We start from the raw sequence: 26,079 nt of genomic DNA on the forward strand, positions 1-26,079 counted from the left end.
CGCCGATGGCTTCCTGCCACCGGGGCGGTCATACCAGCGTTAAGGTGACAGACATGCAGAAGATCGTGCAGGACATCGCCGACGAGCTGGTGGCGTCGGGCGCGGAGCGCGGGCTGCAGGTGGCCGTCTACCGGCGGGGAGAGCTGCTGGCGGACGTGGTGGCCGGGGTGGCGGACGCGGCGACCGGGCGGCCGTTCACGTCAAGCACCCCCGTGTACGCGACCTCGACCGGCAAGGGCGTCACCGCGGCCGTGGTGCACGTGCTGGCCGAGCGGAAGGTGTTCTCGTACGACACGCCGATCGCCGAGCTGTGGCCGGAGTTCGGCGCGCGCGGCAAGGAGCGGGCGACGATCCGCCACGCCCTCTCCCACCAGGCCGGCGTGCCCGGTGTGCCCGAGGCGACCACGCCGGAGGACCTGTGCGACTGGGACCTGATGTGCGCGGCGATCGCGGACGCCGAGCCGTGGTGGGAGCCGGGCACCCGGTGCGGCTACCACCCGCAGACCTTCGGCTACCTGCTGGGCGAGGTGGTGCGCAGGGCCACGGGCAAGCGGATCTCGCAGGTGCTGGAGGAGGAGGTCGCCGGGCCGCTCGGCGTCTCGGGCGAGCTGTTCTTCGCCGTGCCGGAGGCGGAGCTGGGCCGGCTGGCGCGGATCGAGGAGGTCGCCCCGCCGGTGACGCCGCCGCCGTCGCTGCGGAACGGGATCCCGTTCTTCCGGGTGGTCGGCGGCTACACGGCGGCGCCGATGGCGGCCATGCCGGACGCCGGGTTCAGCAACCGGCGCGACGTGCTCACGGCCGAGATCCCGGCCGGCGGCACGATGACCGCCCGTGCGGTGGCGCGCGTCTACGACGCGCTGCTGACGGGCGAGCTGGTGCCGCCGGCGCGGCTGCGCGAGCTGTCGGCGCCCGCGGTGCGCGGCCTCGACGAGGTCACCGGCGTCGAGGCCGCGTGGGGGCTGGGCTACGCGATCGGGCTCACCCCAGGGCTGGCCGCGCCCACCGTGTTCGGGATGCCGGGCAGCGGCGGCACGGTGGCCTTCGCCGACACCCGGACCGGGCTGGCCGTCGGGATCCTGAAGAACCGCATCGGCGACTTCGCCACCGTGGACCGGATCGGCTCGGCGGTGCTCAGCGCAGCACCCTGACGTACCCGTCGCCGATCGGCTCGGTGTCGCCGAACACGTGCAGGTCCTCGCGGAACACGTCCAGGTAGGCCGCCTTGTCGTGGAACGTCCCTGACAGCGCGTCACCGTAGTCGATCAGCTCGCCGTGCGCGTGCCTGCGCGGCTCGTACCCGGTCTCCAGCCCCTTCTCCAGCAGCGCCGGGTCTCCCTCGGCGGCGCAGATGATCCCGGCGAGGATCTCGGCGTCGTGCATGGTGTAGCTCATGCCCATGCCGGTCATCGGGTGGCAGGCGAACGCGGCCGAGCCGAGCAGGGCGGCGTTGCCCTTGTGGTACACCGGCACCCGCATCGCCGCCACGGGGATCTTCTGCCAGTGCGCGGGGCCGAGGACGTCGTAGGCGTCGTCGTTCTCGGTGACGAACTCCTTGAGCGCGTCCACGAGCAGGCCGTGCCCGAACACCTCGTCGTCGTCTTCCAGCGGCAGGCCGACGAACACCCGGGCCTGCTCCTCGTTGACCGGATACAGGTAGCTGAACCAGCCCTCGGAGTTGAAGTAGAGCCGGTTGAGCCGGGCGACGCTGGCGGTCAGCGGCACGGTGGCCACCCGCAGCATGTGCGGGTAGGAGGTGGTCTCCTTGGTGATGCCGAGCTCCTGGCGCACCATCGAGCGGGTGCCGTCGGCGGCGATGACCACCCCGGGCCGCAGCTCGCGGCCGTCGGCCAGGACCAGCCGGGCCACCCGGTCGCCGTCGCGCTCCAGGCTCTCGATCCGCGAGTCGAACCAGAACTCGACGCCCTCCATCGCGCAGGACGAGTAGATGACCTCGACCAGCTCGCGGTAGGGGCGGATGAGGAAGCCGTCGGGGTAACGGCATTCCTGGATCGGCTCGCCGTCGTGGTAGTAGCGGACGATGTCGCGTTTGAGCGAGTGCCGTTCCACCAGGCTCCCCAGCCCGTGCCGGGCCAGGACCGCCATGCCGGGGCGTTTGACGAAGTCGGCGCCGGCGGCCGGGATGGCCGTGCCCTGCTCCACGACGACGACGCTCCGGCCGCTGCGGCCCAGTAACAGGGCCAGGAAGCAGCCGCCGAGACCGGCGCCGACGATCGCTACGTCGCAGGATGTCGTCATTGCCATGATGAGAGCCCTTCTGGTGTTCTTGCGAGACGCGTGCCCCCGTGCACGCGGGGTTGCGAGCCGGGCCTCATGGCGTGGGCCTGGCCCCGCCCCAGCTGGGGCGGTACCGCCGGGACCGCGGCGTGGCCGGGGTCGGCGGCGGGCTGCGGGGGCAGCAGCGCGTCGGCTTCGGCGGCGACCGTGGCCAGCTGCATGCGCAGCTCCAGCAGCATCTTGCGGGGCACCAGGACCATGACCTCGCCGGTGGCGTGCGGCATCCGCAGCATCTTGATCAGGGCGAGCGTGCCGACCAGCACGGAGACGGCCACGCACACCGCCAGCGCGCTGGCCAGACCGCCCATGGGGCCCACCATGAAGGGATGGCCGATGACGACCGACACGGTGGCCACGCCGACGGCGCCGCCGACCATGCGGGACATGACGGCCGCGCCCACCGCGGAGGCGTACTGGTGCGGCTGGGCGGCCAGGGTGGTGGCCATGGAGGTGCCGGGCGCGAGCGCCCCCACCCCGACGCCCACGCCGACGCTCGCCGCGAGCCCCCACAGCGTGGGACCGCTCTGCGCCAGCGCCACGACACAGGAGCCGCCGCACGCGGTGGCGCCGACGTAGATGAGCCCGTACGGGCCCAGCTTGCGCACGACCTTGCCGCCCAGCCACGCGGTCACCGCCACGGCGACGGAGGTGGGCGTCAGCCACAGCGCGACCTCCAGCATGGGGAAGCCCAGGTGCAGGAGGTAGAGCGGCTGCAGCGCGAGCAGGCCGTACGACAGCACGCCGAATCCCCAGGTCGCGAGCCAGCCCCAGGCGAAGCCGGGCCGCCGCCAGAGCGTCAGGTCGACGGCGGGCACCCGGTGCCGGCGGGACCGCAGGAGCGACAGGACCAGCAGGACGAGCGCGCCGGCGGCCAGGTAGGCGCACACCACGCCCCACGAGGTCGCCTTGGAGATGGCCAGGACGATGGCCCCGATCGAGGCGGCCAGCAGGACCGCGCCGAGCATGTCGGGCCGCGTCCGGGCGCCGCTCCGGCCGGCGGGCAGGCCGGGCGGCAGCCAGGTGGCGGCGAGCAGCAGGAGCATGCCGACCACGACGACCGGCGCGAACAGCGCGCGCCAGCCGAACCCTTCCGCCAGCCAGCCGCCGCCCGCCTGCATGAGCAGGCAGCCGACGCCGGACGCGGAGCTCCACAGCGCGATGGCGCCGCGCCGCTGGTGCTCGGGCAGCTCGCCGAGGAGCACGGCGAGGCTGGCCGGGATCATGGCGGCGGCGCCGACCCCCTGCACGGCCCTGGCCGCGAGGACCATCGGCCAGTCGGGCACGGTGAGCGTGGCGAGCCCGCCGAGGACGAACACCACGAGCCCGATGATCAGCACGCGGCGGCGGCCGAACAGGTCGGCCCAGCGTCCCGCGGTGGCCAGCAGGGCCGCGATCGGCACGAACGCGGCGCTGGTCAGCCAGAGCAGGTCGTTCAGCGGCAGGGCGTTCCCGGCGTCGCCGTGCTGCATCAGGCCGACGGCGAGCGTGGTGGCCGTGGTGTCGGCCATGACGGTGAACATGACGCCGGCGCCTACCAGCCGCAGCAGCGTGCCGCGCCCGCGTGCGGGCTTTCGCGTGACCGGGTATGAGCCCGTCTCGACGACTGGCGACTGACGCAACGTGGCCACCTCCATGAGAGCCCGGATGTCGTTCCCGCCGCCCGGCGCGCCGGGCGGCGGTCGTGCCTTCCCGTCCCCGCCGCCGTCAGGCGCTGTAGCGTCCCGGCGACACCAGTCCGTACGGGTCCAGCGCGCCCTTGAGCCGGTAGAGCATGGACAGGGTCGCCGTCGAGGACTGGGCGTAGACGTCGGCGGCGGCGTTGTCGATGTCGGAGCGGTAGATGGGGCAGCCGTAGCCGCGCAGCAGGCCGTTGGCGTCCTGGCGCAGGCGGTGGGCGCGGGCCGGCGCGTCCGCCACGCCCCGGTCGAAGAAGATCTGGATGACGCCGTTGGCGAGGTTCCTGCTGACCATGTTCCACTCCATCATCGCCGCGGTGCCGTTGCACTCGACGGCCGCGCGGAGCACGGTCAGGAGGTTCTCGGTGGAGATCTCGTCCATCGGGAGCTTGGGCAGCAGCACGAGGAAGCCGATCTGGCCGGCGTCGACGTCGTCGCAGGAGGTGACGCCGAGCGCGTTGTGCACGCTCAGGCAGTTGGGGATGCCCTGGGCCATGAGCGCCCGCGGGTAGAGGGGGTCGTCGGGGCTCACCGCCGCGGCGTCCAGGACGCGGAGCCCTTCGGCGCCCTCGACCTCCAGCAGGTGCTTGCGCAGCAGGTCCTCGGCCAGGCGGACGGTCTCGCCGCTGCCGAGCAGCGGGCCGACGATGGTGAGCAGTTCGGGGTCCACCCCGTCCGGGAGCATCCAGCCGCCCCGGCTGGGCGTCAGCGACAGCTCGCGCACCCGCAGCAGCCCGTCGGCGGGGTTGCCGTTGCGCAGGAACGAACCCACCGCGCCCACGGCCCGGCCGGCCTGGTCGCGCGGGATGCGGGCGTGCACCAGCCCGATGGCCTGCGGGCGGGGCACCAGCGCGATGACGCCCGCGGTGATGATGCCGAGGTTGTGCTGGACGAAGGCGCCGGTCAGGTCGGGACCGGCGACGGCGCCGCGGTAGCGGCCCCAGTGGTCCAGCCCGCCGGTGCTGACGAGGCTGCCGTCGGCGAGCACGGCCTCGAGCCCGGCGAGGTCGTGCACGCGGGAGCGGATCGAGCCGTCGCCGCGCTCCAGCGCGTTGCCGACCACGGAGGTGTCGGCGCACGAGGAGGTGACGTTGAGCATCCAGTCGGTGTCGCGCAGCTCCTCGGCGAGCTGGCGCTGGGTCACTCCGGGCTCGATGACGGCGAAGCCGTTCTCCAGGTCGAGGCTGCGGATGCGGTTCATGGCGCTGAGGTCGACGACCACGTTCTCGTCCTTGGCCGGCACGCCGGAGCCCATGCCCCAGTTGCGCCCGGTGCTCAGCGGATATAGACGACGCCCCTCGACGGCTGCCCGCCGCACCACGGCGCGTACCTCGTCGACGTTCTGGGGCCGCGCGACGCCCGCGATCATCCGCGCGCGGTGTGCTCCGACGTCGCGTACTGCTGACGCCAGTCGCGTGTGACCTTGCATGACACTCCTTGGTGAGCCGAGACATTCCCCGCGGGTCGCCGGCCGCTTCGCCGGGTCTCCCCCCTCATTGGTTCGCGATCAGGCGGTGCGCTTGAGCAGGTCGTCGATGGAGCCGATGGCCCTGTTCGATATCTCCCGGATCTGCCACAGCCGCTCGGTGACCTGGGTGTCAGGCTCGATCGGCTCGGGTGCGGCGATCTCTTCCAGGTGGTCGTAGACGGCCAGACGCGGCTTGGGCGGCTGCCGGTCTCCGTCGTAGGGGTGGCGGTAATCGGGGTGGACGTGCATGGCGGGGCTCCTACCGAACGGGTTCTGGGTCGCGGTCGGCCGTGACGTCGGTGCGGCGCCGTCGGGGGTAACGCTCATCTCGCTGGTCACCTCCCCTTTCAGGACATCCGCGAAGTGCTCTGTAAACCCTGAACTACTTGTTCACGCCCTGATCCTGCCATTTACCGTCAAGCTGTCAACTGCTACTTAACGAATGCGTTGGAATGCCCTCGTGGGTCACAGGGCGGCTCGCAGGAACCTCCAGGCGCGCCGGTCAGCCGGCGTGGAAGACCGCGCGAAACCGTTCCGGTAGTGCTCGGAAAGGGGATCTCGGCCGCGGAAGGGGGCCACGGGCGAGCCGTCCGCCATGTAACCCGAAGGTCAGGCGCGGCTACCCTGCGGGAGGGTAAGAGAGCAACCACGGAGTAACGGGTCGTGACAGCCCGCAAGCGGGATCAGGCCCGCCCGAATTCGGGGGTTTCGTTGCGCTATGTGAGTTCTTTCATCATCTGAAAGCGAGGGCGCGACCGTGCGCCCTCGCCTGAAAACCGCGCGAAAGAGGGCGTCAGCGCCCGCGTCGGTCGTCGCGCTCGTCGCGCTCGTCGATCGTCGCGCCGTCCCGGTCGACCTCGAAGCGCTCCTTGCGGACCTCCCCCTGCACCGTCTCGTCCTTGCGGACTCTCTCCTTGTGCAGGCGCACGCGCTCGACGGGCCGGGTCTCCTTGCCGACGACCGGGCGCTCCTCGTACAGGGTGATGGACTCCTCGTCCTCCTCCAGCTCGCGCCCCTCCAAGGGCTGGCCGCCGGAGATCGGCTCGCGCTCGATCACGACCTCGTCGTGCTCCAGCGGGATGCTCTCCTGGACGTTCTCGCTGTCCACGTACTTGCGCAGCCGGACGTGGCCGGCCTCCCTCGTCTCCTTGCCGACGTGCATCGTCTCCTCGGAGCGGGTCATGTCGACATCCCGCTCGGTCCCCCGCGCGCCGCGCCGCTCGGGCGCGGGCCCGGTGACCTTTCCGGTCATCCCGGCGGTCGTTCCGGACGTTCCGGTCGTTCCGGTGGTCGTTCCGGTCGTGCCCTCGGGCTTGCGCTGGCTGGGGATGGTGGACGGCTGCATGCCGTAGTAGCGGTAGAGCCCGGCCTCCTCCTCCAGGGTCAGGTGTTCGTCCACGTCGATGCTGGGCGCGCCCTTGATGATCTCCTTGACGAACGGGACGCGCAGTTCGTTCCCGGACCGGCGCGAACCGGTCAGCGGCACGAAGTTCTGCTTCATGCCGAACATCCCGGTGCGCACCGTGACCCACTCCGGGTCCCCCGTGCGGTCGCTGAGGTAGACCTGGCCGACCCTGCCGACCCGCTGACCATCGGAGTCGATGACATCGCAGTCGAAAAGGCTCCGGATCTCTGTCTGCATAGCCACGACGATTCCCCCGAATTGTTCGTTCTGACGGCCGCTTCGCCGGACCGACAGGTGGCTCAAGACGGGCAAATACCCCCATACCTGCACAAACGCACGCTCATCCGGGATGTTTTGCGTAATTCGGGGTTGACGCCTCAGGAGTTCTCCGGGGCCGGGGCGCCGCTGTCCGGCGCCGGCGCCTCCCCGCCGGGGATCTTGCCGATCTCGTCGAGATGCATCTCCAGCGCCGGGAGCGCCTTCTCCGCCAGCTGCTTCACCTGGGGCGACGTGCCGCTCTGGATCTCGGTCTGCGTGGCGGTGATGGCCTTCTCGTGCGCCTTGCGCATGGCGATCAGGAACTCCTGGTTGAAGTCGGCGCGCGAGGCGTCGCGGAGCCCGGCGATGACCTTCTTCTGCTCGCCCGAGGTGTTCTTGGGCAGGCTGACGCCGAGCTGCTCGGCGGTCTTCACGACCTCCTGATCGAGCTTGGTGTGGTCCTCGACCAGCATCGTGCCCAGCCTCTGGACCGCCTCGGAGGTGCTCTTGTGCTGGGCCAGGTCCCCCGCCTGGATCTCGGCCATGTTGCCCTGATGGATCTCCCGGAGCCAGATCCGGTCCTGGTCGGAGGGCTGAGCGGGAGAGGCCGTCCCCGGCGAGGCCGCGGTGGGCGAGGCGGGCGTGGCGAGCCCCGCGGACGTGCTGGGGCCGCTGTTGCAGCCGGTGACGGCCGTCACGGCGGCCAGGAGCAGGGCGAGGTACGGGCGCGGAACGGACATGCTGAATCCCCCGACGATCTGTGATGGTGCGTTGACGGAGAGTCATCCAAGCGCGCCCGACGGGCCCGGCCCGCCACGCCACGCCGGTTCGCCGGTAAAAGTCCCGGCCACAAAGGTTAGGACCCGGACAGACCGGGGAATGGCAGGCGACTCATGTACGTCGAATCCGAGGAGGAGCCGTAGTGCTCACCCTGACAGCTAATGCAGCCCAGGCGATCCGCAATCTCACGGCGGGCGCGCCCGAGCCGGCGCAGGGCGGCATCCGCATCGCCTCCAGCGATGACGACGCCAGCTCGCTGACCCTGTCCCTGGCCACGGCTCCCGAGCCGGCTGACGCGGTCGTGGAGTCGGAGGGCGCCCGCGTCTACCTCGACCCGGTGGCCGCGACGGTGCTGGACGACAAGTCACTCGACGCCGGCGCCGACGACCAGGGGGCGGTGTCCTTCCTGGTGACCGAGCGCGCCGGCTGACACCGCAGCTCGGCACGCCGCCGGGTCCGGCACGATCCACGTGCCGGATCGGCGGCGTGCCAGGCGGGCGTCAGGCGAACAGCGCGGCCAGGTGGCGGCGCTGCTCCTCGCGCTGGTAGCCGCTCCCGCCCTCGTGGCCGTTCCACGGCCACACCGTGATCTCCTTCGGCCCCTGCCAGTGGTTGTAGGCGGCGAAGACCGTCGACGGCGGGCAGACGAAGTCCATCAGCGCCACCGAATACAGCGCCGGCACCGTGCCACGAGCCGCGAAGTTGACCCCGTCGAAGTACGAGAGCGTCCGGAACACCTGGTCGGCGGCCTCGCGCCGGGTGGCGAGGAACCGGACCAGTTCCTGGTACGGGTCGCGGTCGGTGATCTCGACGGCCCGGCGGAAGTGCGTCAGGAACGGCACGTCCACGAGCGCCGCCGCCACCGACGGGTGCAGCGCGGCGGTGGCCTGCGCGATGCCGCCGCCCTGGCTGCCGCCTGACACCACGATCCGGCCCGCGTCCACGGACGGGTGGGCCGCCGCCGCGTCGACGGCCCTGACCGCGTCGGCGAACACCCGGCGGTAGTAGTAGTCGTCCGGGTCCATGATCCCGCGGGTCATCATGCCGGGAGCCTGCGGGCCCGCCGCGCCGTGCGGGTCGCCGGTGGCGCCGGGCGACTGCACGCTGGCGCCGCCGTGGCCGCGGGTCTCCATCACGAACACCGCGTACCCGGCCGCCGGCCACATCAGGTGGTCGTGCGGGAAGCCGCGCCCGCCGCTGTAGCCGATGTAGTGCATCACGCACGGCAGCGGGGCCCCGGCGCCGCGCGGGATGAGGAACCAGCCGTTGATCCGGTGCCCGCCCCACCCGGCGAAGGAGACGTCGAACGCGTCCACGTGGGCGAACGGCAGCTCGTACGGGGTGAACTCCGCGTCCAGCGCGAACTCGCGGGCCTCGGCGAGCGTGCGGGCCCAGAACGCGTCGAAGTCGGCGGGTTCGTCACGGTCGGGGCGGTAGTCGCGGAGTCGCTCAAGCGGCAGATCGAACAGGGGCACAGATACTCCAACCTTTCGGGATGGAGACATTTCATCGCATTCACGCACATCAGCGCCACAGCGTGCACGATCATCAGGAATCCGGGTAGCTGACCCCCGTGAACGTGCACCTGTTCCAGACTTCCCGCCCCCACCTGGCGCCGGGCATGATCCTCGACGCCCCTCTGGACTACGACGACTTCATCCTGGGGTTCGGCGACGAGACCGAGGCGCGGGCCGAGCTCTTCTTCATCGGCGGCCGCCCGTTGCTGGTCGTCGGGGGTTACATGACCATGGACGGCACCGTCGTCGACGAGCGCATGTGGACCGTCAGCGAGGTGATCGTGAGCGGCGACCGGCGCATCCTGCGCCTGGGGCACCCGCTGGAGTGACCGGCGTCAGGGGTGGTACGGCCGGACGCGCGGCCACCACCCGGGCACGGCGCGGCGGTATCGCTCGTAGTCGGCGCCGAACCTGCCGAGCAGGCGCGGCTCCTCGTACCAGTGCGCGAAAGCGCCCATCGCCGCCCCGGCCACCGCCGCGTACACCAGCAGCCCGGCGTCGCCGAACAGCAGCGCCTGCCCCAGGATCGCCGCCAGGACGCCCACGTACATCGGGTTGCGCACGTGGCGGTAGAGGCCGCCGACGACCAGCCGCCCGGGCGCCGCGATCGGGGCCGGCGTGCCGGAGCCCTCGGCGACGAACCGGACGAACGCGTCCACGACGACGGCCGCCCCGGCCAGGAGCAGCAGCACGCCCGCCACCCTGAGGGGGATCATCCATGCGCCGGGCAGGGGCGAGCGCGGCTCCCAGCCGGAGACCCACCAGGGGCCCAGGCCCGCGACGACGCCCGGGGCGGCGAGGAAGAAGATCGCACTGCCGATCGCGGCTGATGTCCTGCGCATGGCCCACCCCTTATTTCATCACATGATGACTTCTTCGGATCGGCCCGTCAACCCCGGGGAACGCGAAATGCCGCACCCGTCGAAACGGGTGCGGCATTTCGTCCGCACGATGAATCACCGAAGGGAATCCGCCTGCCGGACTTTCGCCACGGCCTGCGGCCGGGCCGGAAAACGAGCGGCGGGTTCATTCCCCTCCGCTACGGGCGACGAGCCCCAGCGGCTTTTTCAGGCGGTCTTCTTCTTCTGGTCGGTGCGCCACCACGGCTCGCTGCCGTTCTCGACGAACGGCCACACCCACCACTTGTTGTTGTGGTGGTGCTTCTTGGCGTAGTAGCCGTGACCCCACTTCTCCTTGTGAGGAGCCTTGTACTTGCCCCAGTCGCCGCGGGCGTGGTCACCGTTGTACGTGTCCCACTCGGCGCGGTCGCCGTCGCCGTACTTCTCCCACTCGCCGCGGTCGCCGTTGTACTTCTGCCACTCGCCGTGGTCGCCCTTGTACTTGCCCCAGTCACCGTGGTCCTGGATGCCGTTGTACGTGTCCCGCTCGCCGCGGTTCCGGTCGCCGTTGTACTTGTCCCACTCGGCGCGGTCGCCCTTGTACTTGTCCCACTCGCCGCGGTCCTCGTTGTACTGCTTCCAGTCACCGCGGTCCTGGTAGCCCTTGCGCCCGTCCCACTCGCCGCGCTCGTCGTCGCCCTTGCGCTTGCCCCAGTCGCCGTCGCGGTCCTTGTGCTTGAACCCGTCGTCGTGGTGGCGGCCCTTGTGCTCGAACTCGTCGTCGTCGACGTCATCGTCGAGGTCGCGGTGGTGGTGGTGACCCTTGTTCTTGAAGAACCAGTTGCCGTCGTGGTGGCGGTGCCCGCAGTTGTGGCAGCCGCGACGGTGCCCGCAGCTGTGGCACCTGTAGCGGTGCCCGCACTTGCGGTGCTTGCAGAGAATCGGCTTCTCGTGCACGACGACGGCGGTACCGGCCACCTGGCCGGTACCGGCGACGGCCTGTGCCGCGGGGAGGAGCGTCGCTCCGGCGGCGGCCGCCGCCAGCGCGAGACCGGCGACCCGCCTGCCGGAGCGGATACGGCTTGCAATGTTCATGGGCGATGGTTTCCGTTCATGGTTCATCGATCTGGAAGCGGGCTCTGAAACGCCTCGCGACAGCCGCGAACATACCCTTGCCGCGAAGCAGGACTATCTCGCCACTCAGCAATACCGGTTCAAAAAAACGCCATTCTAGGGAACCAAAAAGAAGGCGGCCCAAAATGTCCGAATTTGTCCTGGCCTGCTCTTTACAGAATGAGACCCTCCGGCGGGATCACCATTTCCTAACAAGGGATACGTTAACTCCGTGATCAACGCCTGCCGCATTCTCGCGCTCGTCCTGTGCCTCGCTCTCCCGACGGCCGCCCCTTTCATCTCCCCGGCGGCGGCCGACGACGGCTGGGGCGAGGACGAGGAGATCGACCTGCGGCCCGGAGACCGCGGCGAGGACGTCAGGTGGCTCCAGCAGCGGCTGCGCCAGATGGGCTACCTGTTCACCAAGGCGACCGGCAGCTACGACAAGGACACCCGCTTCGCGGTGTGGGCGTTCAGGAAGAGCCAGGGCATGCAGGCCGCGAACATCGTCGACACCGACGTGTGGCGGAGGCTGACCCGGCCCAGGAAGGTTCGCCCGCTGGTGAAGACCGGGTCGGCCAACCGGGTCGAGATCGACCTGCGCCGCCAGCTCCTGACCGTCTACCGCCGCGGCCGGCCGGTGCTCATCTCGCACACCTCGACGGGCGCCGGGGTGCGGTTCTGCCAGGGCGGCCGCTGCCGCGTCGCCGTCACCCCGATCGGCGACTTCCGCGTCTACAAGCGCGCGCCCGGCTGGACGACGGGCCCGCTGGGCTCGATGTACAACTCGCTGTACTTCGTGGGCGGGGTGGCGATCCACGGCGGCCGGAAGGTGCCGTCGTGGCCCGGCTCCCACGGCTGTGTGCGCCTCCCCATGTCGATAGCCGACCGTCTCTACCGGATGGTGACCATCGGGGAGCCGGTGTACGTCAGGCAGGGCCACAAGCTGAAGGGCTAGGCCGCCGCGCCGAAAATCCGTCGAGGGGCGCGGGACCGGCGATTACCGTGTGCCGGATGGACACGGAACGCCTCATCCTGCGCCCCTTCACGATGGACGACGCCGGCGAGCTCGTCCGCCTGCACAACGACCGCGACGTCATGCGTTTCCTCAACGGCGGCAGGCCGACGCCGCGCGAGACGATCGTGCGCGAGACGCTCCCCCGGTTCATGGCGTCGGGGTTCTTCGCCGCCGAGGAGCGGCGCACCGGCGCCTTCATCGGCTGGTTCCACCTGCGGCCGGGCGGCGAGGGCGAGCTGGAGCTGGGTTACCGGCTGCGCCGGGAGTCCTGGGGACGCGGGTACGCGACCGAGGGGTCGCTGCGGCTGATCGAGCGGGCGTTCGCCGAGCTGGGCGCGCGCCGCGTCTACGCCCAGACGATGGCGGTGAACCTGGGTTCGCGCCGGGTCATGGAGAAGTGCGGGCTGCGGCACGTACGCACCTTCTGGGAGGACTGGGAGGACCCGATCGACGGCGCGGAGCAGGGCGAGGTCGAGTACGAGCTGCTCCGGGAGGAGTGGGAGGCGCGACACCACCTGGTGCACTGGTCTGACCAGTGACTAAGGTGCTGCCATGAAGGCATACGAGGGGTTGTTCCGCCTGGACGGGCGGCGTGCGGTGGTCATCGGGTCGGGCAGCGGCATCGGCAGGGAGGCGGCGCTGGCGCTGGCCGCGCACGGCGCGACGGTGGTGTGCGCGGACCGCGACCTGCCCTCCGCCGAGGAGACGGCGTCCCGCTGCGGCGGCACGTCCCTGGCGCTCGACGTGCTGGACGGCGCGGCCGTGCACGCCGCGGGCGCCGAGCTTGAGGCGGACGTGGTGGTGTTCACCGCGGCCACCAACGTGCGCAAGCGGCTGCTGGACTACACGGCCGAGGAGTTCCAGCGGGTCGTCGACCTCAACCTGAAGGCCTCGTTCGAGGTGGTCCGCGCGTTCGGCGCGGGCATGGTGGCGCGCGGCCGCGGGTCCATCATCGGCTTCGCCTCCATCCGCGCCGCCGTCACCGAGCCCGGCCAGGGCGTCTACTCGGCCACCAAGGCCGGGCTGGTGCAGTTGCTGCGCACCGCGGCGGCCGAGTTCGGGCCGCACGGGGTGCGGGTGAACGCGATCGCGCCCGGCGTGGTGGAGACGCCGCTCACCAAGCAGATCAAGGACGACCCCGGCTGGTACGGGGCGTACGCGGCCAAGAGCGCGCTGGGCCGCTGGGCCACCGCCGGGGAGCTGGCGGGCGCGGTCGTCTACCTGGCCGGCGACGCCGCCAGCTTCGTCACCGGCTCGGTGCTGTACGTCGACGGAGGCTGGACGGCGGTGGACGGCCGCTTCGACCCGCCCAACTGACGGCGGACCAGGAGCCACCCGTCCCCGCCGGACGCCTGTCATCCGTCCTCAGGGGCGGATGATGGCCATCCGGGTCACGGTGAGCTCCTCGATCGCGAACCGGGGGCCCTCCCGGCCGACGCCGGAGTCCTTGACGCCCCCGTACGGCATGTTGTCGGCGCGGAAGCCCGGCACCTCGTTGACCACCACTCCCCCGGCCTCGATCCGCTCGATCGCGGCGAAGGCGGTGGCCAGCGAGCGGGTGAACACCGAGGCGTGCAGCCCGTACCGGGAGGCGTTGACCGCGGCGAAGGCGGCCTCCAGGTCGGGCACCGGGCGCACGCACACGACGGGGCCGAAGATCTCCTCGTCCCAGGCGGCGGCCCCGTCGGGCACGCCGGCCAGCAGCGTGGGCGCGATGGCGCGGCCGTCGCGCACGCCGCCCGTCACCACCTCGGCCCCGGAGGAGGCGACCCAGTCGAGCACCCGGTCGGAGGCGGCCGGGTCGATGAGCGGCGCCACCCGGGTCTCGGGCAGCCGCGGGTCGCCCACCACCACGTCCTTCATCCGTGCGGCCAGCAGCTCCCGGAACCGCGCCGCCACCGGCTCCTCGACGAGCACCCGCTGCACCGAGATGCACGCCTGGCCGGAGGCGTAGTAGCCGCCGCGCACCACCGCGTCGGCGGCGGCCTCCAGGTCGGCGTCGGCGGCCACCACGAGGGCGGCGTTCGAGCCGAGTTCGAGCAGCACCTTCGTGGGGGCGGCGTTGCGGGCGATGGCGTGCCCGGCCGCGGCCGAGCCGGTGAACGAGACGGCGCCGATCCGCCGGTCCTCGACCAGCGTCCGGCCCACCTCGACGTCGCCGGTGACGAGCTGCACCGCCGCCGGCGGCAGCGCGCCGGACTCGCGCAGCAGGTGCACCAGCCAGAGCGTGGCCAGCGGCGTCGCCGGGGCGGGCTTGACGATCACCGGGCACCCGGCGGCCACCGCGGGCGCGATCTTGTGGGCGGCCAGCAGCAGCGGGTAGTTGAACCCGGTGATGCCGACCACCACCCCGATCGGCCGCCGCGTCCAGAACCCGATCAGGCCCTCCCCCGCGGGCAGCAGGTCCAGCGGCACGGTCTCGCCGTGCAGCCTGGCCACCTCCTCGGCGGCCGTGACCAGCGTGACCAGGGTGCGCGCCACCTCGACCCGGCAGTCGACGAGCGGCTTGCCGGTCTCCAGCACGAGCAGCCGCTCGACCTCCTCGCGCCGCTCGGCCAGCGCGTCGTGCGCGGCCATGAGGGCGCGGCGGCGGGCGTGCGACGGCAGCGCCGCCATCGCGGGCGCGACCGCGAGCGCTTCCTCGACCGCCCGCGCGGCCAGCTTCGCGTCCCCGACGGGGGCGGGCATCACCACCGAGCCGTCGTACGGGAAGATCACGTCGGCTTCGGCGGCCGGTTCGACCCATCCGTCGCCGATGGGCAGCCCGGACGGCCACGCATCCTGATATTTCACGCTTTGATCCCCCTTGGTGTGCTTCATGACGTACGCATCGCGCTCGGGAACACGTCGAGATAGGCCGGCGCGCCCTCCCTGCCGGTGGCGGCCAGCACGGCGTGCGCCACGGCCCGGCTGAACACGTCGGCCCCGGCGGCGAGCAGGTCGTGCAGCTCGGCCCCCGGCGGCTCGTCCTCCCCGGCCCGCTCCCCGAACACCCGCTGCTCGCCGCCCGGCGCGGGCAGGGCGCAGGTGGCGACGGCGAAGATCGTGTCGCCGTCGACCATGGTGTGCGCGGGGCGGATGGCGCGGGCCAGGCCGTCGTGCGCGACCGCGGCCAGCTTGGCGCACTGCGCCTTGGTGAGCGTCAGGTCGGTGGCGACGACGCCGATCGTGGTGTTCAGCGAGGTCACCCCGGACGGCCGCCACGCGGCGGTCTCCTCGGCGCTCGGCTCCCGCAGGTGGTCGAACTCGCCGGGCAGCCCGTACCTGGCCCCGGCCAGGGCGCCGCTTCCTGGATCGAGCACCGACCCGGCGGCGTTCACCACAGCCAGCGCGGCGACGGTGGCCCCGGAGGGCAGGATCACGCTCGCGGTCCCCACCCCGCCGGCCAGCCCTCCGGCCACCGCACCCGCGCCCGCGCCGACGGACCCGCTCACATGCCCCGCCGCGCTCACCCCGCACGCCCCTCCAGACGCGGCGCCCGCCTCGCCATCGGCGGCCGAGGCCGAGGTGAAGGAGCCCCGCGCGGACACAGCAGCGCCGCCTGACGCGACGTACGGACCACCGGCGGGGCCGACAGGCGCGACACCGCTCGTCCTGGCCGGCTCGACGTCGGCGGCCGAGGAGGCCCGCGCGGAGGGAGAAGCGCCGGGCGCGGCGTGCAGGGTGCCGTGGCCCGTGACGGGGGCGGCCGGGCGGGCCGGCTTGACGCCGGTGGCCGGGGTCGCCGTGAGAGAGGGAGCGGGGTGGAGGGCGGCGTCGTGGGCGGCTTCGCCGAAGGCGGCGTCCGGGGTGGCGCGGAAGGCGCCGCCGCGGCCGAGGTCGTAGATGACGGCGGCGGGGACGATGGGGACGACGCCGCCCTCGACGGGGAAGCCGACGCCGGCGTCGGCGAGGCGGGACATGACGCCGCAGGCCGCGCTGAGGCCGTACGCGCTGCCGCCGGTCAGGACGATGGCGTGGACGCGTTCCACGAGGTTGCGCGGGTCGAGGAGCTCGGTCTCGCGGGTGCCGGGGGCGGCGCCGCGGACGTCGACCCCGGCGACCATGCCGCCCGAGGGGGCCAGCACGACGGTGGTGCCGGTCCGGTAGCCGCCGCCCGCCCTGTGGTGGTGGCCGACGCGCAGGCCGGCCACGTCCAGCAGGGAGTTGGTGGCACCCGGTGTCACGTCAGGTTCCGGGTGAGGAAGCGCCTGGCCGCCTCGGCGAACACCCGGGTGCAGCGGACGATCTCGTCCACCTCGACGTACTCGTCCGCCTGGTGGGCGATCCACTTGCCGCCCGGGCCGTACACGACGGACGGGACGCCGCCCCAGTGGGTGAGCACGGTGCCGTCGGTGGAGCCGGGGACGCCGCCGTAGACGGGCTCCTCACCGGTGACGTCGCGGTGCGCGGCGGCCAGCGCGGCCACCACCGGGTCGGAGACGGGCACGTCCACCGGCGGCCGGTCCACCAGGATGCTCACCTCGGACGCGATCCCGTCCCAGGCGGCCAGCTCGGCCACCCGGTCGGCGACGTCCTGGTGGCCGACGCCGGGGATGGTGCGCACGTCGACGAAGACGGACGCGGTGGCGGGGATGACGTTGACCTGCTCCTCGCTGCCGGCCCGGACCACGGTCGGGGTCACGTACACCTCGCCGAGGTGCTCGTGGGCGGGGAAGCGCTTCTGCAGCTCGGCCTGGAGCTCGCGCAGGCCGGTGAGCAGCGCGCCGACGGCCTGGACGGGGTTGCGGCCGTGCTGCGGCATCGCGCCGTGCGCCATCTTGCCGGTGAAGTCGACGCGCAGCCGCAGCGCGCCCTTGGCGACGGCGCAGATCTCGCCGGCCTCGGGCTCGGCCACGATGGCGCCGTCGACGTCGGCGGCCAGGCCCTGGTCGACGAAGTGGTGGGCGCCGATCATGAGCCCTTCCTCGTCGGCCAGCGCGCACACCTTGATCCGTCCCGGGAACGGTCCAGCGAGCTGCAGCGCGCGGGTGGCGTAGAGCGTGGCGGCCAGGCCGGACTTCATGTCGGCGCTGCCGCGCCCCCACAGCTTGCCGTCGCGGATCTCGCCGCCGAACGGGTCCACGGTCCACTCCGACAGGTCGCCTTCGGTGACGACGTCGGTGTGGCCCTCGAACATCAGGGTGGGCCCGTCGCCGCCGCCGCCCTCGACCACGGCGACCACGTTCGGCCTGCCGGGGGCGGCCTCGTACACGACCGGCTCCCAGCCCCACTCGCGCATCCTGGCCGCCACCAGGTCGGCGGCGGGCTGCTCGTTGCGGCCGCGCGCCGGGTCGTTGGTGCTGGGGACGCGGACCAGCGCCCGGGTGAACTCGACGACGCCCTGCGCGTCCACTTCGATCACAGCAATCCCTCCAGGGTGGGTACGGCCCGCAGCAACGCCCGGGTGTAGGGGTGGCTCGGCTCGATCCAGATGTCGTCGACGGCGCCGGTCTCCACGATCTCACCGTCGTTCATGACGGCGACCGTCTCGCACACGTGGCGGACGACGGACAGGTCGTGCGAGACGAAGACGAGGGTGAGGCCGTGCTCGTCGACGAGGTCGGCCATCAGGTTGAGTATCTGCCCGCGTACGGACACGTCGAGCGCGCTGACGGGCTCGTCGGCGACGAGCACCTTGGGCCGGGGGGCGAGCGCGCGGGCGATGGCGATGCGCTGGCGCTGGCCGCCGGAGAACTGGTGCGGGTAGCGGTCGGCGGCGGAGGCGGGCAGCCCGACCTCGTCGAGCAGTTCGGCCACCCGGCCGCCGACGGGCTCGCCGAGCGCGACGAGCGGCTCGGCGACCAGGTCGCGGACGCGCATGCGCGGGTCGAGCGAGCTCATCGGGTCCTGGAACACGATCTGCAGGCTGTGGCGCAGGAAGCGCAGCCGCCGTTCGGGCAGGCCGGTGATCTCCTGGCCGTCGAACCGGATGGAGCCGGCGGTGGGCTGGTCGAGCCCGCACAGCAGCCGCAGCAGCGTGGACTTGCCGGAGCCGGACTCGCCGACGATGCCGAACCGCTCGCCCTTGTGCACGGTCAGCGACACGCCGCGCAGCGCGTGCACGGCTCCGCCCGGCTTGGTGAGCGAGGTGCGGGGCCGTTGGTAGACGCGGGTGAGGTGGCTAACCTCGATCAGCGGGGTGCCAGCATGCGTGGGCATGGCCCTCTCCTGTCAGCGCCGGGACTTTCTCACACGTCACGTCGGCGTGCGGGCAACGGTTGCGGAAGACGCATCCGCCGGGGAACCGGCCGGCGGGCGGGACGCTGCCCTTGATCGTGGGCAGGCGGGTGCCGCGCGGCGTCAGCTTGGAGGCGGCCAGCAGGCCTTCGGTGTAGCGGTGGCGGGGCCTGGTGAACACCTCGCGGATCGGGCCGCTCTCCACGACGCGTCCCCCGTACATGACCAGGACGCGCTCGCAGACGGAGGCGACCACGGCCAGGTCGTGGGTGATGAACAGCAGCGCGGGCGCCACCTCGGCGATGAGGTCGAGCATCTGCTTCTGCACGGTGACGTCGAGCGCGGTGGTGGGCTCGTCGCAGATGAGCAGCTCGGGCTCGTTGGCGAGGGCGATGGCGAGCATGACGCGCTGGCGCTGGCCGCCGGAGAGCTGGTGCGGGTAGGCGCGCGCGACCTGTTCGGGGCTGGGCAGGCGGACCCGGCCGAGCAGCTCGACGGCGCGGGCGCGGGCCTGCTCGCGTGGCTTCCCGTGCAGGGTCATGACCTCGGCGACCTGGGCGCCGACCCGCATGAGCGGGTTGAGCGCGGTCATCGGCTCCTGGAACACCATGGACATGGCCCGGCCGCGCAGGTCCTTCAGCCGCGACTCGGGCACGCCGACCAGGTCGCGGTCGCGCAGGCGGGCCCGCCCGGCGGCGGTGACGCCCTCGGGCAGCAGGCCCATCAGCGACAGCGCGGTCAGCGACTTGCCGGAGCCGGACTCGCCGATGAGGCCGACCCGCTCGCCGGGCCCGATCCGGAACGACACGTCGTGCACGAGCTCGGCCGCGTGCGCCCGCACGGTGAGGCCCTCAACGCTCAGCACGGATCCTCCTGAGCTTGGGGTCGAGGTAGTCGCGCAGGCCGTCGCCGAGCAGGTTGAAGCCGAGCACGGCCAGCGCGATGGCCAGGCCGGGCCACAGGGCCAGGCGCGGCGTGGAGAACAGCAGCTCCTGCGACTCCTGCAGCATGCGCCCCCACGACGGGGTGGGCGGGCGGGTGCCGAAGCCGAGGAACGACAGCGCGGCCTCGGCCAGGATGGCGATGGCGAACGACACCGACGCCTGCACGATCAGCATCGAGCCGATGTTCGGCAGCACGTGCCGGAACGCCACGGGAAGGCGGCGGCGGCCGGCGGCGCGGGCGGCGAGGATGTAGTCGGTCACCATGACCTGCATGGTCGCGGCGCGGGCGACCCTGGCGAAGGCGGGCACCGTCGCCACCCCGATGGCGATCATCGCGGTGAGCGTGCCGGCCCCGTACACCGCGCCGAGCATGACGGCCAGCAGCAGCGCGGGGAACGCGAACACCAGGTCGTTGGCCCGCATGACGAGCTCCGACAGCCAGCGCCAGCGGGTCATGCCGGCGATCACGCCGAGCGGCGTGCCGATCAGCGCGGCGATGCCGACGGCCACGATGCCGACGTAGAGGGTGGTGCGCGCGCCCACCATGAGCTGGCTGAAGGTGTCGCGGCCGAACTTGTCGGCGCCCAGCAGGTAGCCGTCGCCGGGGCCGTGCAGCTTGTTGCCCGCGTCCACGAGCACCGGGTCGTGCGGCGTCCACACGAACGACACCAGCGCCATCGCCACGACCAGCCCGACGAGGACGGCGCCGCTGACGAGGCTCGCGTTCAGCCGGCCCTTCATCGTGCCCCCCGCAGCCGGGGGTCGAGCGCCGCGTAGGCCACGTCGACCAGGAAGTTGATCAGCAGGACGGCCAGCACCAGGACCATGACGACGCCCTGGACCAGCAGCAGGTCGCGGCCCGCGACGGCGTTCAGCAGCAGGTCGCCCAGGCCGGGGATGACGAACACCCGCTCCACCACGACCGCGCCGATGAGCAGCGTGGCCAGTTGCAGGCCGAGCACGGTCACCACCGGGACGGAGGCGTTGCGCAGCCCGTGCCGCCACAGCGCGCCCATCCGGCCGCGTCCCTTGGCGCGGGCGGTGCGCAGGAAGTCCTCGCGCATCACGTCCAGCACGGCGGAGCGGACGTAGCGGGTGAGCACCGCGCCCTGCACGAGGCCGAGCGACAGCCACGGCAGCAGCAGGCCGCGGAACCACTCGACGGGGTCCTCGGCCAGCGGCACGTAGCCGCCCGACGGCAGCACCTGGGCCTGCACCGCGAACACGAACACCAGCAGGATGCCCGCCAGGAACGCCGGGATCGCGATGCCCACCTGGCTGAAGGCGCTGATGGCGACGCCGAGCGGGTTGCGGTGGTGCACGGCGGCGAACGTGCCGGCCGGCACCGCGATCAGCAGGGCCACGAGCATGCCGCCGCCCACCAGCACGGCGGTGACGCCCAGCCGGTCGTTGATCTGCTCCCCGATCGGGGAGCTGGTCACGTACGAGGTGCCGAAGTCGCCGGTGGCCAGCCCGCCGAACCAGTCGAAGAACTGGGCCGCCGCCGGCCGGTCGGTGCCGAACTGCTTGCGCAGCTCGGCCACCGCCTCGGGGGTCGCGTTCACGCCCAGCGCCACCTCGGCGGGGTCGCCCGGCAGCACGGCCATGAACGAGAACACCAGCACACCGGCGACCGCGGCGCTCAGGACGAACACCGCGGCCCTCTTCAGCAGGTACAGGATCACTGCTTGGCGAGACCGGTGAAGTCGAAGGACTCGGAGATGGCGTTCTTCGGCAGGCCGGTCACGCCCTTCTTCGCCACGATCAGGTTCGGGAAGCCGAACAGGAAGTCGGCCGCGGCGTCCTCGGACAGCAGCTTGGCCGCCGCCTTGTAGTTGTCGGTCTGCTCCTGCTCGGTGCCCTCGTCGGCGGCGGCGAGCAGCTTGCCGAACTCGGGGTTGTCGTAGCGGAAGTAGTAGGACTTGTCGGCGAAGATGCGGATGTCGCGGGGCTCGACGTGGTTGATGATCGACAGGTCGTAGTCGGCCTTGGTGAACACCGAGTCCAGCCAGCGGGCCGGGAACTCCAGCGGCTCGATCTCGGCGTTGATGCCGACCTGGGCCAGCTGCGACTTGACGACCTGCGCGCTGGCGACCGCGTACGGCAGGTTCGGGATGCGCATCTTCACGTCGTACGTCTTGCCGCCCAGCAGTTCCTTGGCCTTGGCGACGTCGTACGGGTAGTCGCCGGTGCGGTCCTCGTACCACGGGTCGGTCGGCGGCACCATCGACCCGATCAGCTGGCCGCGCCCGGCCCAGGCGGTGTCGAGCAGCGCCTGGTGGTCGATGGCGTGGCGGACGGCCTGGCGCACCTTCTTGTCATCGAACGGCGGGCGGCCGTTGTTCATGGAGAGCACGACCTCGCCGTTGGTGGTGCCCTCGATGGTCTCGAACCGGTTGGGGTCGGCGAACTGCTGCAGCGACTCGGGCGCCTGGACCGCGGAGATGACGTCGATGCCGCCGGTCAGCAGCGCGTTGTTCATCGCCGTGGCGTCCTTGAAGTACTTCAGCGTCACGGACCCGATCTGCGGCTTGGTGCCCCAGTAGCCGTCGTTGGAGTCGAGGCGGATGTGGTCGCCGCGCCGCCACTCGCCCAGCTTGTACGGGCCGGTGCCGACAGGGGTGTTGGCCAGGTCGGAGACGCCGGTGCGGCTGAACATCGCGCCGAGCCGGGTGGCGATCGTGTAGAGGAAGCTGTTGCTCGGCTTGGAGAGCGTGACGACCGCGGTGGCGTCGTCCTTCTTCTCCACCTTCTCCACCACGTCGAGCTGGGAGGTGATCTTCAGCTTCCAGTCGCTCTTCAGCCGCTCGAACGAGAAGACCACGTCGTCGGCGGTGAAGGCCGCGCCGTTGGTGAACTTCACGTCAGGCCGCAGGGTGAAGGTGTAGGTCTTCAGATCGTCCGAGACCTCCCACTTCTCGGCCAGCAGCGGGACGATCTTGCCGTCCTGGTCGAGCTTGACCAGGCCCTCGTAGACGTTCACCAGCAGCGCCTGCGGGATGGCGGCGCCCTCGGTCGAGGTGAAGTCGAGGTTGGCCGGCTCGGCCACGAACCCGACCGACAACGTCTGCGCCTGGGGGGCCTGCTGCTCGCCGCCCGCGGTCTCGGATCCGCCGCCTCCGCCGCAGGCGGCGATGCTCAACAGGAGACCGCCCGCGGCGATCCAGGTCCCGATTCGCCTCATGTCCTTCAGCCTCCTGGCTAGTGCACTGGTCTGACCAGTAGGCTGCACATTGCCAGTCCGCTACGGCTCAGGTCAAGGGGGCTTCAATGGGTGGTCCACGGTTCGAGCCGGTGCGGACCGTACGCGCTTACGAGCGGATCGTGGAGCAGATCGAGGAGGCCGTCGAGACGGGGGCGCTCACGCCGGGCCAGCGGCTGCCGAGCGAGCGCGATCTCATGGCGCAGTTCTCGGTGAGCCGCTCCACGGTGCGTGAGGCGCTGCGCGTGCTGCAGGCGCGCGGGCTGGTCCAGTCGCGGCCCGGGGATCCCAACGGCGCCGAGGTGCAGCCGTTCTCGCCCGCCGCGCTGCACAAGTCGATGACCACGCTCGCCCGGGTGGACGAGCTGTCGCTGGGCGAGCTGGTGCAGTTCAGGATGGTGCTGGACGCGTCGGCCAACCTGCTCGCGGCGCGGCTGCGCACCGACGAGCAGCTCGCCGAGATGGACGCGGCCATCGAGCGGATGCGCCGGGCCGCCGAGGTCAGCTACGACGAGTTCAGCGCCGCCGACGTGGCCTTCCACGACGCGGTGGCGCGGGCCTCGCGCAACAAGCTCATCGAGATCAGCACCGGCGTGGTCCGGTCGATCGTGCTCAACCTGATAGCGGGCAAGATCGCCTCGTCGGACGACCGGGTGGCGCTCATGCGGCGCAGCATCCGGCACCACGAGGAGGTGCTCGACGCCGTGCGCGCCGGCGACGGGCCGCTGGCGGCCCGGCTGTCGCGGGAGACGATGTACGACTACTACGTCGACTACGTCCCGGCCGACGAGCGCCCCGCGCTGCGCGCACTGCTGGAAGAGTGAATGGTGCCGGCGGCGCAATCCGGGTAAAGAGTGTTATGTTGCAGCCGTGGCTGGGGAGGAGTCGGTGGCCGAGGCGTTCCTGCGCGAGCCCCGCCGCTACACCAGCCACCAGGTGGCCGAGATGGCAGGGGTGCCGGTCTACCGCGCGCGGCGGTTCTGGCGGGCGCTCGGCTTCGCGAACGTGGCCGACGACGCGGTGGAGTTCACCGACTCCGACGTCGAGGCGCTCAGGACCCTGCTCGGCATGGTCAGCGACGGCCTCTACGACGAGGAGCACATGCTGCTGATCGCCCGCTCACTCGGGCGGGCGACGGCCCGGCTGGCCGAGTCGCAGGCCGAGCTGGGCGCCGAGGAGCTCGACCAGGCGGGGGTGCCGCTGGCCGAGCGGCCCAGGGCGTGGCGCCGGCGGGCCGAGCGGGTGGTGCCCGACCTGACCGGGCTGCTGGTCTACGCCTGGCGGCGCCAGCTCGCCGCCGCCGCGGGGCGGCTCGCCGTCCAGGACCTCAGCGCCGTACGGGTCACGGTCGGGTTCGCCGACCTGGTCGGGTTCACCAGGCTGAGCAGGCAGATCACCGAGACCGAGCTGGCCGCGCTGGTCGACAGGTTCGAGGGCCGCTCGGCCGACATCGTCACCTCCTACGGCGGCCGGGTGGTCAAGACGCTGGGCGACTCGGTGCTGTTCGTGGCGGACAAGTCGCATGTGGCCGCCGACATCGGGCTGCGGCTGGTGGAGACGCACGCCAAGGGCCGGGGCATGCCGGAGCTGCGGGTGGGCCTGGCGGCCGGGCCGGTGGTGTGGCGCATGGGCGACGTCTTCGGCACGACCGTCAACCTGGCCAGCCGCCTGACCGCGCTGGCCCTGCCGGGGACGATCCTGGCGGACCCGCAGGCGGCCGAGGAGCTGGAGGACGACCGGGCGTTCCAGCTCCGGGCGGTGGACCGGCTGTCGGTCCGGGGTCTCGGCGAGCTGGTCCCGTTCACCGTGACCCGCGCCTGAGCGCCGCCGGGCAACCGGGCCGTCGTCCCATCGCGTCTGTACCGTCAGCAACGCTCTGATGGGGAGGCGCATCCCGTGGCGGATAGAGCCATGTTTCAGGACTTCGTGGTGGCCCGGTCCGACCGGCTGTTACGCACCGCGTACCTGCTGACCGGCGACTGGGGCCTCGCCGAGGACCTGCTGCAGGAGTCGCTGACCAAGGCGTGGTTCGCCTGGCCGCGGGTGGACGAGCCGGAGCCGTACGTCCGCCGTGTCCTGGTCACCACCTACACCTCCTGGTGGCGCCGCAGGTGGCGGGCCGAGGTGCCCAGCGCGAGCCTGCCGGACTTCCCCGTACGGGATGACGACGCCGGGGAGCGGGCGGAGCTGTGGCGCGCGGTGCGCGGGCTGCCGGCCAGGCAGCGCGCGGTGATCGTGCTCCGCTTCTACGAGGACCTGCCGGTGGCCGAGGTGGCCGCGCTGCTCGGCTGCGGGACCGGCACGGTCAAGAGCCAGACGGCCAAGGCGCTGGCCAAGCTGCGGGTGAACGAGTCGATCATGAAGGAGCTGCGGTCATGACCGTTCAGGATCTCCGGGACGCGCTGCGCGAGCGGGCCGACGGCCCTTCTCCGGCGAATCCGTCGCGCCACGAGCAGGTCCTGGCGCGCGTCCGCAGGGCCCGGCTGGGCAGACGGGTGACGGCCGGCGTGGCGGCGGGGGCGGCGGTGGCCGCCGCCGTGGTGCTGGGTGCGGCGGTCATGCCCGGCCCGGCAGCGCCGGAGACCACCGTCGCCGTGCGGCCGGCGGCGAAGCTGCCCGAGCGGTTCACCGCCCCGGACGGCACCGCGTACCGGCGCGTGGCGGTCACCACGATCCGGGCGGGCGGCGCGGACCGGGCGACGGTGCGGGTGCCGGTCACCGGCGAGCGGCTCGACGTGGCGGCCGTGTGCGAGGGCGACCTCCAGGTGAACACCGGCGTGCGCGTCGCGGTCGACGGCCGCTCCAGCGGCCCCGGCTTCGGCCGCTGCTCGGCCAGGCGGGCGCTCCAGCCGCTCACGGTGCCCACCGGCGCCCGGGAGGTGAGCGTCACCTTCGACACGACCACCACCGGCACGGCCTGCGTGGTGCAGGGCGGGACGTGCCGGCCCGTGCCGCGGACCGAGGGCACCTGGACGCTGGGCGTCTACGCCTGGACGCCGCCGGACGCGCCCGTGCGGCCGGAGCCGGTCAAGGACCTGCCGGACAGGCTCGGCGGCCGGCCGCTCCTCGACGCGCGGACCGGGATGTGGCCGGCGGACGACACCGTGCGGTTCGAGTTCGACGCCACCGGTCGGTCCTTCGGCCTCGACCAGATCTGCGCCGGCGACCTCGCCGAGCGGCTCCGGTTCGAGATCACGGTCGACGGCGGGGTGGGCCACGGCAGCGGCTGCGTCGTGTGGCGGTCCGGCCCGTTCCCGCTGGCGATGAGCGAGCACAAGACGCGGCCCGGTGAGCGGGTCGTGGTGACCGCTCGGATCACCGTGGACGGCGGTCATCCCCACCGCCCCGTCCGCTGGTCGATCGGGCTCTACGGCGAGTAGGAACCATTTCCCGCCCGCCCTTGTT

The 26,079-nt window shown here is 72.2% G+C and carries 28 protein-coding genes; 11 read left to right on the forward strand and 17 right to left on the reverse strand.

Annotated features, from left to right (window positions below; all coding sequences use genetic code 11):
• Nucleotides 1-53: 53 nt before the first annotated feature.
• Nucleotides 54-1,148 (forward strand): serine hydrolase domain-containing protein, encoded by a 1,095-nt coding sequence (locus tag ACIBF7_RS09960; protein WP_364235229.1) that lies wholly within the window; start codon nucleotides 54-56, stop codon nucleotides 1,146-1,148.
• On the opposite strand, the gene ACIBF7_RS09965 is transcribed toward ACIBF7_RS09960, so the two are convergent.
• From ACIBF7_RS09965 to ACIBF7_RS09990, 6 genes are all read right to left on the reverse strand, one after another.
• Nucleotides 1,132-2,256 (reverse strand): FAD-dependent monooxygenase, encoded by a 1,125-nt coding sequence (locus tag ACIBF7_RS09965; RefSeq protein ID WP_271279522.1) that lies wholly within the window; start codon nucleotides 2,254-2,256, stop codon nucleotides 1,132-1,134. The genes ACIBF7_RS09960 and ACIBF7_RS09965 overlap by 17 nt on opposite strands.
• Nucleotides 2,253-3,914 (reverse strand): MFS transporter, encoded by a 1,662-nt coding sequence (locus ACIBF7_RS09970; RefSeq protein ID WP_187281201.1) that lies wholly within the window; start codon nucleotides 3,912-3,914, stop codon nucleotides 2,253-2,255. The genes ACIBF7_RS09965 and ACIBF7_RS09970 overlap by 4 nt, the downstream gene beginning before the upstream one ends.
• 85 nt (nucleotides 3,915-3,999) lie before the next feature.
• Complete coding sequence (locus ACIBF7_RS09975) at nucleotides 4,000-5,400, reverse strand: FAD-binding oxidoreductase (RefSeq protein ID WP_148032110.1); 1,401 nt, start codon at nucleotides 5,398-5,400, stop codon at nucleotides 4,000-4,002.
• A 78-nt stretch (nucleotides 5,401-5,478) separates the two neighbouring features.
• The gene (locus ACIBF7_RS09980; RefSeq protein WP_148032111.1) at nucleotides 5,479-5,766 is read right to left on the reverse strand and encodes a hypothetical protein; all 288 of its coding nucleotides are present in this window, start codon (nucleotides 5,764-5,766) and stop codon (nucleotides 5,479-5,481) included.
• A 466-nt stretch (nucleotides 5,767-6,232) separates the two neighbouring features.
• Nucleotides 6,233-7,081: a DUF2382 domain-containing protein gene (locus ACIBF7_RS09985; RefSeq protein ID WP_148032112.1), complete on the reverse strand. Its 849-nt coding sequence runs from the start codon at nucleotides 7,079-7,081 to the stop codon at nucleotides 6,233-6,235.
• A 140-nt stretch (nucleotides 7,082-7,221) separates the two neighbouring features.
• Nucleotides 7,222-7,842, reverse strand: a complete 621-nt coding sequence (locus tag ACIBF7_RS09990) for a DUF4142 domain-containing protein (RefSeq protein WP_187281202.1) — start codon at nucleotides 7,840-7,842, stop codon at nucleotides 7,222-7,224.
• A gap of 182 nt (nucleotides 7,843-8,024) precedes the next feature.
• On the opposite strand from ACIBF7_RS09990, the gene ACIBF7_RS09995 reads away from it, so the two are divergent.
• The gene (locus ACIBF7_RS09995) at nucleotides 8,025-8,312 is read left to right on the forward strand and encodes an iron-sulfur cluster biosynthesis family protein (RefSeq protein ID WP_148032115.1); all 288 of its coding nucleotides are present in this window, start codon (nucleotides 8,025-8,027) and stop codon (nucleotides 8,310-8,312) included.
• 70 nt (nucleotides 8,313-8,382) lie between these two features.
• Here the strand turns inward: ACIBF7_RS09995 and ACIBF7_RS10000 are convergent, their stop codons facing one another.
• Nucleotides 8,383-9,357 (reverse strand): acetylxylan esterase, encoded by a 975-nt coding sequence (locus ACIBF7_RS10000; protein WP_148032116.1) that lies wholly within the window; start codon nucleotides 9,355-9,357, stop codon nucleotides 8,383-8,385.
• Between the two features lie 98 nt (nucleotides 9,358-9,455).
• Here ACIBF7_RS10000 and ACIBF7_RS10005 point away from each other — a divergent pair, with 98 nt between their 5' ends.
• The gene (locus ACIBF7_RS10005; RefSeq protein WP_271280295.1) at nucleotides 9,456-9,728 is read left to right on the forward strand and encodes a hypothetical protein; all 273 of its coding nucleotides are present in this window, start codon (nucleotides 9,456-9,458) and stop codon (nucleotides 9,726-9,728) included.
• 6 nt (nucleotides 9,729-9,734) lie between these two features.
• Here ACIBF7_RS10005 and ACIBF7_RS10010 read toward each other — a convergent pair whose 3' ends face one another.
• The gene (locus ACIBF7_RS10010) at nucleotides 9,735-10,241 is read right to left on the reverse strand and encodes an isoprenylcysteine carboxylmethyltransferase family protein (RefSeq protein ID WP_219544282.1); all 507 of its coding nucleotides are present in this window, start codon (nucleotides 10,239-10,241) and stop codon (nucleotides 9,735-9,737) included.
• Nucleotides 10,242-10,466: 225 nt separating this feature from the next.
• Complete coding sequence (locus ACIBF7_RS10015) at nucleotides 10,467-11,333, reverse strand: hypothetical protein (RefSeq protein ID WP_271280294.1); 867 nt, start codon at nucleotides 11,331-11,333, stop codon at nucleotides 10,467-10,469.
• Between ACIBF7_RS10015 and ACIBF7_RS10020 the strand changes: the two genes are divergently transcribed.
• The 4 genes from ACIBF7_RS10020 to ACIBF7_RS10035 all read left to right on the forward strand — a co-directional run bounded on the left by ACIBF7_RS10020 (nucleotide 11,326) and on the right by ACIBF7_RS10035 (nucleotide 13,686).
• Nucleotides 11,326-11,472, forward strand: a complete 147-nt coding sequence (locus ACIBF7_RS10020) for a hypothetical protein (protein WP_271280293.1) — start codon at nucleotides 11,326-11,328, stop codon at nucleotides 11,470-11,472. The two genes, ACIBF7_RS10015 and ACIBF7_RS10020, sit on opposite strands and share 8 nt — an antisense overlap.
• A gap of 111 nt (nucleotides 11,473-11,583) precedes the next feature.
• Nucleotides 11,584-12,309, forward strand: coding sequence for a L,D-transpeptidase family protein (locus ACIBF7_RS10025; RefSeq protein WP_271280292.1), 726 nt, complete (start codon nucleotides 11,584-11,586; stop codon nucleotides 12,307-12,309).
• A 56-nt stretch (nucleotides 12,310-12,365) separates the two neighbouring features.
• Nucleotides 12,366-12,908 (forward strand): GNAT family N-acetyltransferase, encoded by a 543-nt coding sequence (locus ACIBF7_RS10030; RefSeq protein ID WP_271280291.1) that lies wholly within the window; start codon nucleotides 12,366-12,368, stop codon nucleotides 12,906-12,908.
• 13 nt (nucleotides 12,909-12,921) lie between these two features.
• Nucleotides 12,922-13,686, forward strand: a complete 765-nt coding sequence (locus tag ACIBF7_RS10035) for an SDR family NAD(P)-dependent oxidoreductase (protein WP_219549129.1) — start codon at nucleotides 12,922-12,924, stop codon at nucleotides 13,684-13,686.
• A 48-nt stretch (nucleotides 13,687-13,734) separates the two neighbouring features.
• Here the strand turns inward: ACIBF7_RS10035 and ACIBF7_RS10040 are convergent, their stop codons facing one another.
• The 8 genes from ACIBF7_RS10040 to ACIBF7_RS10075 are packed head-to-tail and all read right to left on the reverse strand — an operon-like array spanning nucleotide 13,735 to nucleotide 22,656.
• The gene (locus ACIBF7_RS10040; protein ID WP_219549127.1) at nucleotides 13,735-15,162 is read right to left on the reverse strand and encodes an aldehyde dehydrogenase family protein; all 1,428 of its coding nucleotides are present in this window, start codon (nucleotides 15,160-15,162) and stop codon (nucleotides 13,735-13,737) included.
• 23 nt (nucleotides 15,163-15,185) lie between these two features.
• The gene (locus ACIBF7_RS10045; RefSeq protein ID WP_345482593.1) at nucleotides 15,186-16,535 is read right to left on the reverse strand and encodes a P1 family peptidase; all 1,350 of its coding nucleotides are present in this window, start codon (nucleotides 16,533-16,535) and stop codon (nucleotides 15,186-15,188) included.
• On the reverse strand, nucleotides 16,532-17,713 hold the full coding sequence (locus ACIBF7_RS10050) for a M20 family metallopeptidase (RefSeq protein ID WP_261808616.1): 1,182 nt from the start codon (nucleotides 17,711-17,713) through the stop codon (nucleotides 16,532-16,534). Before ACIBF7_RS10050 ends, ACIBF7_RS10045 begins: the two co-directional genes overlap by 4 nt.
• Nucleotides 17,710-18,510, reverse strand: coding sequence for an ATP-binding cassette domain-containing protein (locus ACIBF7_RS10055; protein ID WP_397196890.1), 801 nt, complete (start codon nucleotides 18,508-18,510; stop codon nucleotides 17,710-17,712). The genes ACIBF7_RS10050 and ACIBF7_RS10055 overlap by 4 nt, the downstream gene beginning before the upstream one ends.
• Entirely contained in the window at nucleotides 18,473-19,393 is a 921-nt protein-coding gene (locus tag ACIBF7_RS10060; protein ID WP_271279295.1) for an ABC transporter ATP-binding protein, read from the reverse strand. Before ACIBF7_RS10060 ends, ACIBF7_RS10055 begins: the two co-directional genes overlap by 38 nt.
• Nucleotides 19,380-20,213, reverse strand: coding sequence for an ABC transporter permease (locus tag ACIBF7_RS10065; RefSeq protein ID WP_219549119.1), 834 nt, complete (start codon nucleotides 20,211-20,213; stop codon nucleotides 19,380-19,382). The genes ACIBF7_RS10060 and ACIBF7_RS10065 overlap by 14 nt, the downstream gene beginning before the upstream one ends.
• A complete protein-coding gene (locus tag ACIBF7_RS10070) occupies nucleotides 20,210-21,157 on the reverse strand; it encodes an ABC transporter permease (RefSeq protein WP_219549117.1) in 948 nt (315 codons plus the stop codon). Before ACIBF7_RS10070 ends, ACIBF7_RS10065 begins: the two co-directional genes overlap by 4 nt.
• The gene (locus ACIBF7_RS10075; protein ID WP_148032127.1) at nucleotides 21,154-22,656 is read right to left on the reverse strand and encodes an ABC transporter substrate-binding protein; all 1,503 of its coding nucleotides are present in this window, start codon (nucleotides 22,654-22,656) and stop codon (nucleotides 21,154-21,156) included. The genes ACIBF7_RS10070 and ACIBF7_RS10075 overlap by 4 nt, the downstream gene beginning before the upstream one ends.
• Nucleotides 22,657-22,742: 86 nt before the next feature.
• Between ACIBF7_RS10075 and ACIBF7_RS10080 the strand changes: the two genes are divergently transcribed.
• The 4 genes from ACIBF7_RS10080 (at nucleotide 22,743) to ACIBF7_RS10095 (ending at nucleotide 26,054) form a co-directional block, all read left to right on the forward strand.
• Complete coding sequence (locus ACIBF7_RS10080; RefSeq protein ID WP_148032128.1) at nucleotides 22,743-23,498, forward strand: FadR/GntR family transcriptional regulator; 756 nt, start codon at nucleotides 22,743-22,745, stop codon at nucleotides 23,496-23,498.
• Between the two features lie 46 nt (nucleotides 23,499-23,544).
• Complete coding sequence (locus ACIBF7_RS10085) at nucleotides 23,545-24,495, forward strand: adenylate/guanylate cyclase domain-containing protein (RefSeq protein ID WP_271279296.1); 951 nt, start codon at nucleotides 23,545-23,547, stop codon at nucleotides 24,493-24,495.
• A gap of 90 nt (nucleotides 24,496-24,585) precedes the next feature.
• Nucleotides 24,586-25,053 carry a SigE family RNA polymerase sigma factor gene (locus ACIBF7_RS10090; RefSeq protein ID WP_148032129.1) on the forward strand — a complete coding sequence of 156 codons (468 nt, stop codon included), beginning with the start codon at nucleotides 24,586-24,588 and terminating at the stop codon, nucleotides 25,051-25,053.
• Entirely contained in the window at nucleotides 25,050-26,054 is a 1,005-nt protein-coding gene (locus tag ACIBF7_RS10095; protein ID WP_397196891.1) for a hypothetical protein, read from the forward strand. The genes ACIBF7_RS10090 and ACIBF7_RS10095 overlap by 4 nt, the downstream gene beginning before the upstream one ends.
• Nucleotides 26,055-26,079: the final 25 nt, after the last annotated feature.

Origin of the sequence: Nonomuraea sp. NPDC050478 (assembly GCF_044458265.1) — a bacterium.
GTDB classification, from domain to species: Bacteria; Actinomycetota; Actinomycetes; order Streptosporangiales; family Streptosporangiaceae; genus Nonomuraea; species Nonomuraea ferruginea.